Origin of the sequence: Dactylosporangium sp. NPDC006015, assembly GCF_040614215.1 — a bacterium.
Lineage (GTDB): Bacteria > Actinomycetota > Actinomycetes > Mycobacteriales > Micromonosporaceae > Dactylosporangium > Dactylosporangium maewongense.
The window spans coordinates 1-15595 of sequence record NZ_JBEXUD010000009.1 but is presented as its reverse complement, the minus strand read 5'-3'; the positions used below and the strand labels follow the sequence as shown (position 1 = coordinate 15595).

Below are 15595 nucleotides of genomic sequence, written 5' to 3'. Positions count from 1 at the left end.
CACTGAAAGAGAGGTCGATTCTGGTGCTGACCCATGTCGTCGTCATGAAGTTCCTGGATCCCGCCGACGCGCCGAGCGCCAAGGAGCTCCTGCAGGGCCTCGTGGGCGTGGTGCCGCAGATCCGCTCGATGGTCGTCGGCCTGGACACCGTGCGCAGCGACGTCTCCGCCGACCTGTGCCTGATCACCACCCACGACGACGTCGAAGGCCTGCGCGGCTACCAGTCGCACGAGGCGCACCAGGAGGTCGGCGCCTGGCTGCGCCCCCGCCTGGCGTCGCGCACCGTGGTGGACTTCTGAGCCTGCCGCGCACCCCCGTGCCGGCCACCCGGCGGCATGAACGGCCGCCGGGCGGGTAGGTCCGGCGCCGATGTGGAGGGGACGGGCGCTCGCGATCGCCCTCGTGGCGGCGTTCATGACGCTGCTCGACGTCAGCATCGTCAACGTCGCCATCCCCTCCATGCAGGCCAGCCTGCACATGAGCGCCAGCGGGCTGCAGTGGGTCCTGTCTGGTTACGCGCTGACGTTCGGGCTGCTGCTGGTGCCCGCCGGGCGGGTCGGTGACGCGCGCGGGATCCGGCCGGTGTTCGTGGCCGGGCTGCTCGGGTTCACGGCGTCCAGCGCCGCGGCCGGGGCGGCGCAGAGCGAGGCGTGGCTGGTCGTCGCCCGGCTCATCCAGGGCGCCTTCGCCGGCGTGGTGAACCCGCAGGTGACCGGCCTCATCCAGCGCCTGTACCCGCCGCCCGAGCGGGCCCGGCCGTTCGGCCTGCTCGGCGCCACGATCGGCATCGCCACCGCGGTGGGGCCGCTGCTCGGCGGGGTGATCATCCAGTTCGCCGGCACGGCCGACGGCTGGCGCTGGGTGTTCTACATCAACGTGCCCGTCGGGCTCGCCGCCGCGGCGCTCGGCTGGCGGATGATTCCGCGGCGCCCCGAGGAGCGCAGGCGACGGGAGAGCCTGGACCCGGTCGGCGTGCTGCTGCTCGGCGGCGCCGTCGTGCAGATCCTGCTGCCCCTGATCGAGCAGCGGCAGTGGTACCTGCTGGGCACGGGCGCGCTCACGCTCGGCGGGTTCGTGTGGTGGGAGCTGCGCCACGCGCGGGTGCCGCTGGCGGACCTGCACCTGTTCCGGCGGCGCTCCTACGCGCTCGGCACGGTCGTCATGCTGCTCTACTTCGCCGGGTTCACCGCGAACTTCTTCATCCTCACCCTGTACCTGCAGCGCGGCCAGCACTTCACGGCGCTGCAGGCAGGGCTGGCGATCACCCCGTTCGCGCTCGGCTCGGCCCTGGCGGCGTTCGCGGGCGGCCGGGTCGTCAACCAGTTCGGCCGGTCGCTGGTCGTGGCCGGGCTGGTCACGGTCCTCACCGGCCTCGTGGGCACGGCCGTGGTGCTGCACCTCGTGGCCTCGCCGTGGGCCCTGACCGTGCCGCTGCTGGTCGCCGGCGTCGGCAGCGGCCTGGTCATCACGCCCAACCAGACCCTCACCCTCGCCGACGTGCCGGTCGACCGCGCCGGCAGCGCCGCCGGGGTCGTGCAGACCGCCCAGCGCGTCAGCGCGGCGTTCGGCATCGCGGCGATCGGTGCGGTGTTCTTCGCCCGCCTCACCGGCACGCACGGCGACTGGACCGCGGCGATCGAGATGGCCCTCGCGGTCGCGATCGGCTTCATCGCCCTGGCCTTCGCCGCCGCGGTGACCGACGTGCTCCTCGCCCGCCGCCCCCGCTGAACCTTCAGGGGGCGGCGGAGAGCCGGCGCCGGCTTCCTCCTGCATCAGCCGCACCCGCCGGGCCCTGAACAGGGCCCGGCAGGAAGCCGGCGCCGGGGCTTGGGTCAGCTTACGGCGCAGGTCAGGGCCGGCGTCGTCGCCGTGCCCGTCGCGATGAAGCCGAAGGTGGTCGAGGCGCCGGCGGCGAGGGCGCCGTTGTAGGACTCGTTGGTCACGGTGACGGCCGCGCCGCTCGTGGCGAGGCGGCCGCTCCAGATCTGGCCGATGCTCTGGCCGCTGCCGAGCGTCCAGCGCACCGACCAGCCGGTGACCGGCGAGCCGCCGGCGGTCACGGTCACCTCGCCCTGGAAGCCGCCGGACCAGCTGTTGGTGGTCCGGTAGGCCGCCGTGCACCCACCCGCCGGCGGGGTCGTGACCGGTGGGGTGGTGACCGGTGGGGTCGGGTTCGCCTGGCCGCCCTGGGCGGCGTGCTCCAGGTACTCCTCGATGTTGCGGTAGCCGTCGCCGTCCGCGTCGCCGTTGTGGTCGTCCACCTTCGGGTCGAGGCCGTTGGCGGACTCCCAGGCGTCGGGCATGCCGTCGCGGTCGGTGTCCCAGCCGCTGGGCCGGCTCACCTGGGCGGCGTTCCACAGGGCGTTCCACTCGCCCGCGTTCGGGGCGTTGATCAGGCCGCCGCTGGTCGTGCGGGTCTCGGCGACGATCCTGGTGTCGACGGCGTCGCGGGCCCACCAGAACGCGCCGGCGCGGTCGAGGACCTTGGGCAGCGACGCGGCGGCCGTCTCGTAGGTCATGTTCGGCACGTCGAGGCGGGCCGACCGGTGCGTCGGGACCGAGGCGTACTCGGTCCACGTGGCGTCGCGCCCGTTGGCCAGGTTCGAGTCCCCGTCGTAGTCGACCCGGTTGCCCGACTGGTAGAGGCTGGTGCCGGTGGCCCCGGTGAAGACCGCGGGACTGCTCGAGTTGTGGCGCAGGTACGTGTTGCCCACGAAGTTGGCGTTCGCGTTCTGGTTGTCGCCGCTGTAGCCCTTTCCTTCGAAGACGACGTTGTTGCTCCAGTCGACCGCGTTCACCGCGCCGGTCTCGTTGCCCAGCCGGGGCAGCCGGCTGAGGTTGTGGGCGAACAGGTTGTGGTGGTAGGCGATGTTCGAGCCGGTCACGTCGCTGCCGACGAGCGCGCCGTAGCTGTGCCCGTTGTAGTTCAGCCCCTCGGACACGATCGCGTACTGGACCGACACCTGCCCGGCGCCATCGCTGGCGCTGATGCCCTCGTCGTCGGCCCAGCTGACCGACGCGTGGTCGACGATCACCCGGTCGCCGGTGACCCAGATCCCGTCGTTCGTCGCCGTGCCGGGGTTGGCCTGGTCCTGCCCGGGCCGGAACTTGAGGTGCCGGATGACGACGTTGTCGCCGGTGACCTTGGTGGCCTGCCCCATGATCGTGACGCCGGGTGCGGGCGCGGTCTGCCCGGCGATCGTCAGGTTGCTCTTGCCGATGGCGAGCCAGCCCTGCCGGCCGGGTGGGGACAGCTTGATGGTGCCGGCGACGTCGAACACGATCGTCCGGCCGGTGCCGGGGGCGTTGGCGATGCCGTACCGAAGGGACCCGGGCTGCGGGGCGGTGGCGTTGTCGCTGAGGTTGGTGACGTGGTAGACGTCCCCGCCCCGGCCGCCGGTGGCGTACATGGCCGGGCCGGCCGCTCCCGGGAACGCGGGCACCGCGGCCGCGTTCGCCGCGGGACCGGTGGCGACCAGCGCGGCCACGACGAGCCCGCCCGCCGCGGCGAGCAGCAGTGTTGTTCGTGCCGTTGACATGTCGGACCTCTCTGACGGGGGTGTGCGTCCCCTGAGAGATGCATGCCGGACGATCCCGATAACACTTTCTACGACGGGTAGGCGGTGGGGGACAGGCCTGCCCCGCCCGCGCGGAACGCGGCCGGGGCGTGCACCACGCACGTCTGCGTGTACTCGGCGAGGCCCTCCTCCGCGTACTCGCGGCCCCAGCCGGAGCGCTTCACCCCGCCGAACGGCGCCCGCAGCGACATGCCGGTGCGGTTGTGGGTGTTGACGAACGCGAACCCCGCCTCCAGGCGCCGGGCGAAGGCGAACGCCCGCTCCTCGTCGGCGCTCCACACCGACGCGCCGAGGCCCAGGTCGTCGTCGTTAGCCATGGCCAGCACCTGGTCCTCGGAGTCGTACGGGATCAGCGGCACGACCGGCCCGAACTGCTCCTCGCGGATGAGCGCGGAGTCCGGCCCCGGGTCGACGACGAGCGACGGGTGCAGGAAGTAGCCCGCCTGCTCGTCGTAGCCGTCGGCCTCGCGGCCCAGGTCGACGACGTCGCCCATGGCGGTGATGGCCAGGTCGGACGCGCGGGACCTGGCCTCGGCGCTGATCAGCGGCCCCATCGTGACGCCCTCGATGAGCGGGTCGCCGACGACGAGGACCCGGGCCGCGGCGGCCACGTACGCGTCGACGAACTCGCCGGCGCGGTCCCGGGGCACGTACAGCCGCTTCGCCGCCATGCACACCTGCCCGGCGGTCGCGAAGCTCGCCATCACCAGGCGCTCCATGCTCGCGTCGTCGAACGGCGCGTCGGGCAGGAACACCGCCGGGTCGTTGCCGCCGAGCTCCAGCACCGTCGGGATCAGCCGGTCCGCGGCGGCCGCGGCGATCGCCCGGCCCGCGTCCTCGCCGCCGGTGAACGCGACCTTGCGGACCAGGCGGTGCGTGACGAGCGCCGTGACCAGGGCGGCGTGGCCGTGCAGGACCTGGACGGCGGCGTCGGGCAGGTGCGCCTGGAGCAGCCGGACCAGGCGGTCGACGGTGAGCGGGCCGAGCGGGGAGGGCTTGACGATGACGGTGTTGCCGGCGGCGAGCGCGGCGGCGAGCTTGAGCATGGCGAGGATGACCGGCGCGTTCCACGGGGTGACCGCGACGACGACCCCGTAGGGCTTCCGGACGGTCAGCAGCCGGCCCTGGGCGTCGTCGAGCTCCCGGTCGGCGTACGCGGCCGGCGCGTGCTCGATGACCCACCGCAGGTGCTGGACGGCGAACCCGATCTCGCCGCGGCAGTCGGGCAGGGGCTTGCCGATCTCCCGCGCGAGCAGGACCGCGAGGTCGTCGAGCTCACCGGCGATCGCGTCGGCGGCGCGGCCCAGCGCCGCGAGCCGGTCGTCCAGTGGCGTGCCGGACCAGCCGCGGAACGCGATGTGCGCGGCGCGGACGGCGTCGTCGACCCGGTCGGGGACGTTGCGGGTGACCGGGTCGACCCGCCCGACGATCTCCACATGCCGCGCCGGGTTCTCCCGCCGGATGCTCACGCGGTCACCTGCCGCAGGGAGGCGATCATCGAGGACCGGAGCAGGTAGGCGCGGGCGGCGGCGGGGTCGGCGGCGAGGGCGCGCAGCTCGGCGGCGTAGGCGGAGGCGCCGCCGGAGCGCAGCTTCTCCCAGTTGCCGTGGGTGGTCTTCTGCACGTAGTCGCGGGCGACGGCGCGCCTGGCGTCCGCGGTGCCGGTGATGACGTCTTCGTCGCCGGTCATGACGGCCTTGGCGAGCAGGACCGCGTCGTGGATGCCGGAGTTCATGCCCATCCCGCCCAGCGGGTTGTTGATGTGCGCGGCGTCCCCGGCCAGCAGCACCCTGCCCACCCGGAAGGACTCCGCGACCCGCTGATGGACCCGGTACAGCGTGGTGTGCGCGACCCGCCACGGCCGCCCGGGGTCGGCGACGCCGAGGAGCCGCTCCGGCAGCCGCGCCTTCTCCAGGTCGTCGGGGGTGTCCGGCGGGGTCGGCAGCAGCACCCGCCAGTGGTCGGGGGTCCGCAGCAGGACCAGCCACTCGACGGGGTCGAACAGGTAGTTGACGTCGGCGATGCCGGGCAGCAGCGCGGCGAGGTCCTCGTCGGTGGAGCCGACCAGGAAACGGTCCGGGTAGGTGATGCCCTCGAACGCGTCGCCGAACAGGGACCGGCGCACCGCCGAGTTGGCCCCGTCGGCGCCGATGAGCCAGTCGCCGCGGAGACCGTCGTTGACCGTCACCCCGGTGCGGTCCTGCGCGACGCGCTCGACGCGCTGCCCGAAGTGGACGGTGCCGGGCGGCAGCAGCGGCAGCAGCAGCCGGGTCAGCTTGCTCTGCTCGCACTGCACCCGGAACGGGTAGGGGGTGTCGCCGGCGAGCAGCCCCATGTCGAGCTCGGCGATGATGCCGCCGCCGCGTTCGCGGTACTGGAACCGCGGCGACACCAGGCCCTGCTCCAGGAGCGCGGGCAGGACGCCGAGCCCGGCGAGCATCTCCAGGGACGGCGGGTGGAACGTCGACGCCCGGGACTCCGTGGCGAGGGCCTCGCCCGCCTCCAGGACGGTGACGTCGGCGCCGAGCCGGTGCAGGGTGAGCGCGGCGGTGAGCCCGACCGGCCCGGCGCCGGCGACGATGACCTTCATGCGGGCACCTCCACTGCGTACTGGGCGTCGAGGGCGAGGGCCGAGCCCTGGCCGACGAGGCCGGTGAACGCGTCCCACGGCAGCCGGGCGACGCCGGCGGCGGTGCCGTGCGCGGCGATCGCGGCGTATGCGGCCCGGGCCGCGTGCAGCGCGGCGAGCAGCGGCGCGACCGGGTGCAGCACGAGCCGGACACCGAGCGCCGCGAGGTCCGCGTCCTTCAGGAAGACGTCGGCACCGGCCGCCTCGGACCGGTTGACGACGAGGGGGACGCCGGGCAGCGCGGCGTGCACGGCGGCCAGCTCCGCCGCGCCGGTGACCCCCTCGACGAAGACCGCGTCGGCGCCGGCCTCGACGTAGGCCAGGCACCGGCCGATCGCGTCGTCGAGACCGGTGACGGTGTAGGCGTCGGTGCGGGCGACGAGCACCAGACCGGTCGCGGCCTCGGCGACCGCACGGATCTTCGCGGCGGCCACCCGCACGTCCACGAGCTCCTTGCCGGCCAGGTGCCCGCAGCGCTTCGGGCTGACCTGGTCCTCCAGGTGCAGCCCGGCGACGCCGGCGGCGGCGTACCGGCGGGCCGTCCACACCGCGTGCAGCGCGTTGCCGTAGCCGGTGTCGGCGTCGGCGAGCAGCGGCACGCCGCCGAGCGCGGGCGTGAGCGCGGCGGCGCGGTCGGCGATGTGGGTGCCGTGCACGTAGCCCAGGTCGGGCAGGCCGAGCGCGAGCGCCGCGACCGCCGCCCCCGACAGGTGCACGGCCGAGAACCCGGCCCGGGCCGCGAGCGCGGCGGTCAGCGGGTCGTACACGCCGGGCAGGTGGGTCACGCCCGGGGCGTGCAGCAGCGACCTCACAGCGCGAAGCCGTTCTCGACGCCGGTGACCCGCGGGTTGGTGAAGAACCGCAGGGTCTCCGCGGTGCCTTCCTCGCCGAGGCCGGAGACGCCCCACGCGGGGCGCGGCGTGAACAGGTGCAGGCTCATCACCGACGAGCCGTTGACCTTCACCTCGCCGGCCCGGATGCGGCGGGCGGCGGCGAGCGCGGCCTCCTCGTCGGTGCCGAACACGTAGCCTTCCAGGCCGTACGCGGTGTCGTTGGCGAGCGCGACGGCCTCGTCGACGGTGCCGTACCCGTGGACGGTGGCCACGGGCCCGAAGATCTCGTGCCGGGCGGGCTCCTCGGCGGCGCCGGTGACGAGCGCGGGCGCGAAGAAGTTCCCGCCGGCGGGCACGTCGGTGAACGTGTGCGCCTTGCCGCCGAGGTCCAGGAGCCGGGCCGCGACGAGCGCCCGGTGCCCGCTGTGGATGAGCGGGCCGAACTCGGTGGCGGGGTCGGCGGGGTCGCCGGCGCGCAGCGCGGCCAGGCGCTCACCGATCGCGGCGAGCAGCGACGGGAGCAGGTCGTGCGGGGCGATGAGCCGGCCCAGCGCCCGGCACCACTGGCCGTTGAGGGTGGTGAGCAGGTCGACGGCGGCGCGGGCGGCGGCGTCGACGTCGGCGTCGGGCATGACGAGCAGCGGGTTGTTGCCGCCGAGCTCCAGCTGCGCCGGTTTCAGCCCGGCCGCGCACAGCCCGGCGACGGCGCGGCCGCCGGGGACGCCGCCGGTGAACGACACGGCCCGCACCCGCGGGTCGCCGACGAGCGCCCCGCCGACCTCGGCGCCGCCGTGCAGCAGCTGCAGCACGCCGGGCGGCAGGACGTCCGCGACCGTCTCGACGAGCAGCTGGGTGCCGGCGGGGGCGAACTCGCTGGGCTTCAGGATCGTGGGGCAGCCGGCGGCGAGGGCGTTGGCGGCCTTGTGCGCGGCCATCGGCGCGGGCGCGTTCCACGGCACGAGGCACAGCGCCGGACCCCACGGCAGCAGCTCGACGGTGACGGGCCGGCCGTCGTCGCGGGTGACGGTCCGGGTCAGCCAGCCCTCGCGCAGCTGCGCGGCGGCGAGCCGGAACGAGCCGGTGACGATGAACCCGAGCGGGGTCGCCTGCCGGATCGGCACGCCAGTGCTCGCGCTCTCCACGGCGACGATCCGGGCGACGGCCGCCTCGAGGGCGTCGGCGCAGGCGTCGAGCAGGTCGGCGCGCTCGGCCGGCGGGACGGCCGCCCACGGCCCGGCGGCCCGGTCGGCGGCGGCGAGGGCGGTCTCGACGTCCTCGCGGGAGCTGCCGAGCCGCGGGCCCAGCACCGCGCCGGTCGCCGGGTCCTCCAGGGTGCCGGGCAGCGTCCGGGTGGCGGGCTTCCAGCCACCGTCGACGAGAGAGCGGGCCATCATGTCAGCGATCCTTCCCTGTCGTCGTCGTGGTCGACGCGACGTTGGCGAACAGGGCGTTCTCCGCGCCGGTGGTGACCAGGTTCGCGGCCTCCAGGCGGCCGCGTTCGGCGGGGAACGTCATCACCAGGGACATCGCGGTGTCGCGGACGGCGCGGGCGATGACGCCGGAGTTGGCGGTGCCGGACGTGCCGGTGCACTTGAGCGCGCCGACGGCCACGTCGAAGCACGCCTCGGTGATGGAGCCCTTCGCCATCCGCCACTGGCGGAACACGTCGTCCTTTCCGCGTAGCGGCGGCTCGGAGGTCTCCAGCTCCAGCTGGCGGCGGATCCACAGGTACGCGGTCTCCAGGCGCTCGGTCATGTCGCCGAACAGGACCTGGTGCATGGGGCTGCTGGCGACGGGCCGCCCGGTGTCGGCGAACGCCTTGCCGGTCGTCGCGGCGAGGGCCGCGTCGTACGCCGACTGCGCCGCGCCGAGGTAGACGGCGGAGATGGCGAGCTGGTTGCCGACGAACGAGCCGCGGCTGACCTGGAGCATCCGCACGAACGCGCCGGGCAGGGTCAGCGCCTCGTCGTCGGCGATGAACACGTCCTTGAGGGTGATGCCCTGGTTGGCGGTGGCGCGCATGCCGAGCGCGTCCCAGGTGGGGCGCTCGCCGACGCCGGCGGCGTCGCGCGGGACGAAGAACGTGGCGAGCCCGGCGGCGGTGTCGGTGCCGTCCAGCCGGGCGGTGGTCAGGTAGTAGTCGGCGACGCCGGTGGCGCAGCCGAAGGACTTCTCGCCGTTGAGCAGCCAGCCGCCGTCGACCTTCGTCGCGGTGGTGCTGATGGAGATGTTCGCGCCGGCGCTCTTCACCGACTCGGACGCGAAGTTGGCCAGCCACACGCCGCCGGCCATGCGGGTCAGGACCTTCTCGGCGAACGCCCGCACGACCGGGACCTCGTCGGGCTCGAACAGCCCGGCCCTGATCGCCTCCAGGGGCAGCAGGCCGCGCGACGCGCTGGTGTTGTGGAAGAAGTACGCGAGGGCCGTCGACCCGCACGCGGTGCCCATCGCGAACGTGGCGGCGGCGAGGTCGCGCAGGGTGCCGCCGAGCCCGCCGTACTCCTCCGGCACGACGAGCCCGAGCAGCCCCGCGTCGCGCATCCGGGCGACGTGCTCGACCGGGAAGCGGCCTTCGGCGTCGGCGCCCGCCGCGGCGTCCCGCAGCGCGGGCAGGACGGCCTCGACCCGTGCGGCCCGGCCACGCTCGGCGTCGGACAGGCCGTCCAGCAGACGGTCGGCGGTGAGCTGTGCCATGACGGTCGGGGTCCCTTCAGGAGGTGGAAACGCGGTACGTGCGGCCGGGCAGCGCCCCGCCGAGGTGTCGTTCGAGGTCGGCGGCGGCGGCGACCAGGGCAGCGCGGGGGCTGTCGCAGGCGACGCCGAGCCGGTCGGCGAGGAACTGCACGTCCTCGCAGGCCAGGACCCCGTCGATGCCGCCGAGGGTGGTGTCGAAGTGCCGGACGCCGCTCTTCATCGCGGTCAGCGCGTTGACGAGGCCGAGGCCGTGCCGGTCGCGTAGGCGCACCCGTAGGGACACGGGTCTGGCGCGGACGGTCGCGTCCTGCAGCAGCTCCCGGACCTGGCGGGGCGAGGCCGCCTCGGCGCCCTCGTCGAGGCCGATCTCGGCGCAGCCGAGCGCGGCGAGCATGTCGACGGCGTCGAGCACGTCGGCGGCGCGGGCGGGCGCGAACGCGTCCGGCAGCCAGCAGGCCGCCGTCATGTCGTAGCGGCCGGCCTCGTCGAGGATGTGTTTCGTGACGACGGGGTCCCCGGCGGGCAGCTCGATCACCCCGGCGCCGGACAGGGCCGCGTCGGCGACCTCGTCGGCGGTCGCGACGAGCGCGGTCGCGGTGCGCCGGTCGCCGGTCGAGACGAGGCAGCCGTACGGGTCCCGCACGCGCACCCGGACCCCGGCGGCGCGCAGCGCGGTGGCGAGGGCGCCGGCGGCGGTGGCGGGCACGGCGTGGGTGCGCAGCGCGGACAGCAGCCCGGTGTCGGCGACGCTGACCAGGTCGGGCAGCACGTCGGCGAGCTGTCCCCAGGCCCGGGAGTGGAACAGCAGCGGCGCGACGACCCGCTCGGTCGACGCGCCGAGGACCGCACCGACGAAGATGGTGTGGTCGCCGCCGGCGTACGCGTGCACGACCCGGCAGTCGAGCCAGCCGACGGCGTCGGTGAGCACCGGCGCGCCGGTGACCCGGGTCTCCCAGGCGCCGCCGGCGAACCGGTCCGCGACGCCTTCCTGGCCGGCGAAGCGGCGGCCGACCATCGTCTGGTCCTTCGCCAGGACGCTGACGGCGAAGACGCCGCTGGCCTCGATGAGCGCGTGCGTGGTGATCCGCCGGTTGAGGCACACGAGGATCAGCGGCGGGTCCATGCTCACGCTGGAGAACGAGCTCGCGGTCATGCCGTGCCAGCCGTCGCCCGCGACCGTGGTCACGACGCTGACTCCGCTCGGCCACTGTGCGAGCACCGAGCGGAACGTGTCGGGGTCGATCGTCACCCGCGCTCACCTTCTGTCTGCCGAACTGTTCCACTTGGCGAAACGCTGTCACCGTCAAGGTAACGACGGTGGTCAAGCGATGTCAACGATGTGCGACGCCGTTTCCCCTAGGGAAATCTGTGCTTAGACTTCTGGGGTGTCGACCACCACCACGGCGGCTTCCGCCGACAACACCGACGGCTCCGCGAGCCGCTCCATCGCGGCGGTCGAGCGGGCCATGGACGTCCTGCTCCTCTTCGGCCGGGTCGGGCGCCCCGACCTGGGCGTGACCGAGATCGCCGCCGAGCTCGGCCTGACCAAGGCGGCGGTGCACCGCATCCTCACCGCGCTGCGCAACCGCGACCTGGTCACGGTCGACCCGACGACCCGCCGGTATGCGCTCGGCCACGCGGCGGTCGCGCTCGGCCGCGCCTACCTGGCCCGCACCGACTTGCGCGCGATCGCGGCGCCGGAGCTGCGCCGGCTGTCGGAGGAGACCGGCGAGACCGCCACCCTGTCCATCCGGCGCGGCGACATGCGCCTCTACGCCGACCAGGTGGTGCCGGAGCAGGAGCTGCGCCTGGAGGTGCAGCTCGGCACGCCCTACCCGCTGCACGCGGGCGCCTCGTCGAAGGCGTTCCTGGCGTTCCTGGGCGAGGACGAGATCGAGGTGTACCTGGCCAAGCACACCCTCGGCGCGCTGACGGAGAAGACCATCGTCGACGACGCCGCGCTGCGCCTCGAGCTGGCCGCCATCCAGCGCCGCGGCTACGCGACCTCGCTGGGGGAGCGGCAGGTCGGCGCGGCGTCGGTGGCCGCGCCGGTCTTCGACCACGACGGGCACGTCATCGCGGTGCTGTCGGCGGCCGGGCCGCTGTCGCGCTTCAAGCCGCGGATGTCCGAGTGCGCCGACCGGCTTCTCGTCGCGGCCGCCCGGGTCTCCGGCCACTTCGGCTACCACGCGCCGTAGCTCGACGAGGGCTTCCGGGCGCCTCAGTGCATCCAGGGCTTCAGGACACCGAAGGCGGCGGCGGCGAGGACGGACAGCCAGATGCCCCACACGTAGGGCAGGCAGCCGTCCACCGCCCGCCGCAGGCCGCGCTCCACCTCCGGCGTCGAGCCGGTGGTCATGAGCGCGCCGTAGGGGGCGGCGAAGCCGCGCAGCGTGAGCCGGATGCCGAGGCCGCACGCGATCGCCGTGGCGTAGAGCGCGACCTTCGCGCCGAGCCACTTCGGGTTCGTCGTCACGCCGAACGGCTCGGTGGCGATGATCGTGTACCCCGCCAGGGCGTACAACACCCCGATCAAACCGATCCGGATGCCCCAGTCCGCCCGTCGCACCACGGGGTGCTTCCCCGGCTCGTGGTGGTCCTTGACCGTCAGGAACAGCCAGCCGAAGGCGAAGAGCCACACCGGCAGCACCGTCCACCACTGGAACAGCTCGAAGCCGCCCAGGCGCGCGCCGTGCGAGTCCAGGGCCATCAGGGTGACGCCGCTGGGCAGGAAGAGCACCAGGCAGATCTTCGGCCCCAGGTCCAGCCCGCCCATGATCTTCAGGGCGGTGTTGCGCGCGACGGGCGGCAGGTCGGGCCGCAGGACGAAGCGGCTGGAGTAGAAGACGCCGAGGTCTCCGCCCAGCCAGAACACGAACAGCACGATGTGCAGCAGGATCCACCAGCCCATCGCACAATGGAAACACTGATCCGCTGTGGGAAACAAGTGCTTGACTCTGGCGTGGCGCGCTGCCTAGCGTCACGAGCATGACGCTGGGCAACTACCTCGAGGACTTCACCGTCGGCGCGGTCTATCAGCACCCGCTGGGGCGCACGATCAGCGAGGCCGACAACACGTGGTTCACGTTGCTCACCATGAACACCAACCAGAACCACTTCAACGCCCACTTCGCCGCCTCCGCACCGTACGGGCGGCTCATCGTCAACTCCGGGCTGAGCGTCGCGGTCGTCCTCGGGCTGTCCGTCTCCGACATGAGCCAGCACGCGATCATGAACCTCGGCTGGGAGGAGATCCGCCTCACCGCGCCGGTGTTCGTCGGCGACACCCTCTACGCCGAGTCGATCGTCCTGGAGACCCGCCCGTCGGCGTCGAGGCCCTACGCCGGCATCGTCACCTGCCGCACCCGCGGACTCAACCAGGACGGTGACGAGGTGATGTCCTGGCGGCGCAGCGTCATGGTGTACCGCCGCGACGCCCCCCACGACAAGTCACACTTCCCGGTGGCCAAGACCGGGCCGCTGACGGTATGACGATTCCGGCGCTGCATTTCCAGCCCTGGGGCGCGACGCTGCGAGAGCAGCTCGACGCGGCACGCCGGGCGGAGGCGGCCGGGGCGGCCGTGGTGTGGGCACCGGAGCTGCACCGCAGCGCGCCCGTCACCGCCGCTGCCCTCGCCGCCCGTACCCACACGGTCGGCGTGGGCACCGGGATCGCCCTGGCCTTCGCACGCAGTCCCTTCCTCACCGCGCTGTCCGCGCTGGACCTGGACGAGTTGTCGGGCGGGCGGCTGCGCCTGGGGCTGGGCACGGGCGTGCAGCGGCTCAACGAGGACTGGCACGGCGTCGCCTGGTCCCGCCCGGTCCAGCGCCTCCGCGAGACGGTCGCCGCGATCAGGCTGGTCGTCGCAGGCGCGCACACCGGCGAGCCGGTCGACCTCGACGGCGACCTCGTCAGGCTGCGGATCCGGGGCTACCGCCGGCCGTACCCGCCGCTGCGCACCGAGATCCCGGTGTACCTGGCGGGCGTCGGCCCCGCGATGGTTGCCCTGGCCGGGGAGATCGGCGACGGGTGGATCTCCCACGAGCTGTGCTCACCGTCCTACCTGTCGTCGCACGTCCTGCCCCGCCTGCGGCCCCGGCCCGGGTTCGAGGTCGTCGTGTCCGCCTGCTGCGCCGTCGACGACGACCCGGCCGCCGCGCGCGCCGCCGCCGCGGGGGTCGTCGGGTTCTACGCCTCGGTGCGCACCTACGCCGACCTGTTCGCCTTCCACGACCTCGCCGAGGAGCAGCGGGGCGTCATCGAGGCGTTCCGCGGCGGACTGCCCGCCGACGGGCTCGCCGGCGCCGTCGCGCCCGCCATGGTCGACCGGCTCACCCTCAGCGGCACCCCCGACGAGGTCGCGTCGCGCATCGCCGCGTACTCGGGCCTGGCCGCGGCCGTGAAGCTGAGCCCGCCGACCCACGGGCTGCCCGCCGAGCGGATCCGCGCGCTGCAGGACCGGATCCTGCGCCTGATCGAGGAGCTGAGCCGGTGAGACCGCTCGAAGACGTCCGCGTCGTCTCCCTGGAGCAGTACGGCGCGGGACCGTTCGGGTCCGTGCACCTCGCCGACCTCGGCGCCGAGATCATCAAGGTCGAGGACCCGCGGACCGGCGGCGACGTCGGTCGCTACGTGCCGCCGTTCGCCGACGGCGAGGACTCGCTGTTCTTCGAGACGTTCAACCGCAACAAGCGCTCCATCTCCCTCGACGTCACCGCGCCGGCCGGGCGGGCCGTGTTCGAGGACCTGGTGCGGGCCAGCCACGCCGTCTACTCAAACCTGCGCGGCGACGTGCCGGCGAAGCTCGGCATCCGCTACGAGGACCTCGCCGGGATCAACCCCGCGATCGTCTGCTGCTCCCTGACCGGCTTCGGCATGACCGGCCCGCGCGCCAACCAGCCCGGCTACGACTACATCCTGCAGGGGCTCGCCGGCTGGATGGAGCTGACCGGCGAGCCCGGCGGCCCGCCGACGAAGAGCGGGCTGTCCCTGGTGGACTACAGCGGCGGCCTGGTCGCCGCGATCGCGCTCCTCGCGGGGGTGCACGCGGCCCGCCGCGACGGCGTCGGCATGGACTGCGACCTCAGCCTGTACGACACGGCCGTCGGCATGCTCACGTACCCCGCCGTGTGGCACCTCAACGGCGGCTTCGAGCCCATCCGGACGCACCACTCGGCGCACCCGTCGCTGGTGCCGTTCCAGGTGTTCGAGGCCCAGGACGGCTGGCTGGTCGTCGGCTGCGCGAAGGAGAAGTTCTGGCGGCGGCTCGCCACACTGCTCGACGGGGTCGCCGGCACGGCGCTCGCCGCCGACCCGCGGTTCGCGACGTTCGGCGACCGGCACCGCCACGCGACGATCCTGCTCGCGCTGCTCGAGGACGCCTTCGCGACGCGGACGGTGGCGGCGTGGCTCGCCGACCTGCAGCCCGCCGGCATCCCGTGCGGCCCCGTCAACGACGTCGCCGCCGCGCTCGCCGACCCGCACACCGTCGCCCGCGGCCTGGTCGTGGAGACCGACCACCCGCACTTCGGCACGATCCGGCAGCCCGCGTCGCCAGTACGGGTCGGCACCGACCCCGTCCCGCACCGCCGCGCCCCCCGCCGCAACGAGGACGCCGGCTACGTCCTGCACGACGTCCTCGGCTACGACGACACCCGTGTCGCCGCGCTCAAAGCCGCCGGCGCCTTCGGACCGCCCGCATGACGGTCTCCGAGGCCCTCGCCGAGTGGGCGATGTCGGTCACCGCGCCGCCGCCGCGGGTGGTCGACGCGGCGCTGCGCCATCTGCTCGACGGCTGCGGCACCGCCGTCGCCGCGCTCCGCTCGGACGCGGCCGGACCGGCGCTCGCGGTCGCCCGCGG

14 protein-coding genes are annotated in these 15595 nt (G+C 74.0%); 6 read left to right on the top strand and 8 right to left on the bottom strand.

Annotated features, from left to right (window positions below):
* The first annotated feature begins 23 nt into the window (after positions 1 to 23).
* Both ABZ321_RS17665 and ABZ321_RS17660 read left to right on the top strand, forming a co-directional pair.
* Positions 24 to 299, top strand: coding sequence for a Dabb family protein (locus ABZ321_RS17665; protein WP_344498591.1), 276 nt, complete (start codon positions 24 to 26; stop codon positions 297 to 299).
* A 70-nt stretch (positions 300 to 369) separates the two neighbouring features.
* Entirely contained in the window at positions 370 to 1728 is a 1359-nt protein-coding gene (locus ABZ321_RS17660) for an MFS transporter (RefSeq protein ID WP_354892240.1), read from the top strand.
* Positions 1729 to 1832: 104 nt separating this feature from the next.
* Here the strand turns inward: ABZ321_RS17660 and ABZ321_RS17655 are convergent, their stop codons facing one another.
* The 7 genes from ABZ321_RS17655 to ABZ321_RS17625 all read right to left on the bottom strand — a co-directional run bounded on the left by ABZ321_RS17655 (position 1833) and on the right by ABZ321_RS17625 (position 10983).
* On the bottom strand, positions 1833 to 3539 hold the full coding sequence (locus tag ABZ321_RS17655) for a cellulose binding domain-containing protein (protein WP_354892237.1): 1707 nt from the start codon (positions 3537 to 3539) through the stop codon (positions 1833 to 1835).
* Between the two features lie 68 nt (positions 3540 to 3607).
* A complete protein-coding gene (locus ABZ321_RS17650; protein ID WP_354892234.1) occupies positions 3608 to 5047 on the bottom strand; it encodes an aldehyde dehydrogenase family protein in 1440 nt (479 codons plus the stop codon).
* Positions 5044 to 6168 carry an NAD(P)/FAD-dependent oxidoreductase gene (locus ABZ321_RS17645; RefSeq protein ID WP_344498600.1) on the bottom strand — a complete coding sequence of 375 codons (1125 nt, stop codon included), beginning with the start codon at positions 6166 to 6168 and terminating at the stop codon, positions 5044 to 5046. The genes ABZ321_RS17650 and ABZ321_RS17645 overlap by 4 nt, the downstream gene beginning before the upstream one ends.
* Positions 6165 to 7019 carry an isocitrate lyase/PEP mutase family protein gene (locus ABZ321_RS17640; protein WP_344498602.1) on the bottom strand — a complete coding sequence of 285 codons (855 nt, stop codon included), beginning with the start codon at positions 7017 to 7019 and terminating at the stop codon, positions 6165 to 6167. Before ABZ321_RS17640 ends, ABZ321_RS17645 begins: the two co-directional genes overlap by 4 nt.
* Complete coding sequence (locus ABZ321_RS17635) at positions 7016 to 8434, bottom strand: aldehyde dehydrogenase (protein ID WP_354892229.1); 1419 nt, start codon at positions 8432 to 8434, stop codon at positions 7016 to 7018. Before ABZ321_RS17635 ends, ABZ321_RS17640 begins: the two co-directional genes overlap by 4 nt.
* Before the next feature lies 1 nt (position 8435).
* A complete protein-coding gene (locus ABZ321_RS17630; RefSeq protein WP_344498606.1) occupies positions 8436 to 9734 on the bottom strand; it encodes an acyl-CoA dehydrogenase family protein in 1299 nt (432 codons plus the stop codon).
* A gap of 16 nt (positions 9735 to 9750) precedes the next feature.
* Entirely contained in the window at positions 9751 to 10983 is a 1233-nt protein-coding gene (locus ABZ321_RS17625; protein WP_354892226.1) for a flavin reductase, read from the bottom strand.
* A 136-nt stretch (positions 10984 to 11119) separates the two neighbouring features.
* On the opposite strand from ABZ321_RS17625, the gene ABZ321_RS17620 reads away from it, so the two are divergent.
* A complete protein-coding gene (locus ABZ321_RS17620; RefSeq protein WP_344498610.1) occupies positions 11120 to 11932 on the top strand; it encodes an IclR family transcriptional regulator in 813 nt (270 codons plus the stop codon).
* A gap of 23 nt (positions 11933 to 11955) precedes the next feature.
* On the opposite strand, the gene ABZ321_RS17615 is transcribed toward ABZ321_RS17620, so the two are convergent.
* Entirely contained in the window at positions 11956 to 12645 is a 690-nt protein-coding gene (locus ABZ321_RS17615; RefSeq protein ID WP_354892223.1) for a hypothetical protein, read from the bottom strand.
* Between the two features lie 77 nt (positions 12646 to 12722).
* Here ABZ321_RS17615 and ABZ321_RS17610 point away from each other — a divergent pair, with 77 nt between their 5' ends.
* The 3 genes from ABZ321_RS17610 to ABZ321_RS17600 are packed head-to-tail and all read left to right on the top strand — an operon-like array spanning position 12723 to position 15438.
* Positions 12723 to 13226, top strand: coding sequence for a MaoC family dehydratase (locus tag ABZ321_RS17610; protein ID WP_344498614.1), 504 nt, complete (start codon positions 12723 to 12725; stop codon positions 13224 to 13226).
* On the top strand, positions 13223 to 14230 hold the full coding sequence (locus tag ABZ321_RS17605) for an LLM class flavin-dependent oxidoreductase (RefSeq protein ID WP_344498616.1): 1008 nt from the start codon (positions 13223 to 13225) through the stop codon (positions 14228 to 14230). The genes ABZ321_RS17610 and ABZ321_RS17605 overlap by 4 nt, the downstream gene beginning before the upstream one ends.
* Positions 14227 to 15438, top strand: a complete 1212-nt coding sequence (locus tag ABZ321_RS17600) for a CoA transferase (protein WP_354892218.1) — start codon at positions 14227 to 14229, stop codon at positions 15436 to 15438. The genes ABZ321_RS17605 and ABZ321_RS17600 overlap by 4 nt, the downstream gene beginning before the upstream one ends.
* The last annotated feature ends 157 nt before the right edge of the window (positions 15439 to 15595 follow it).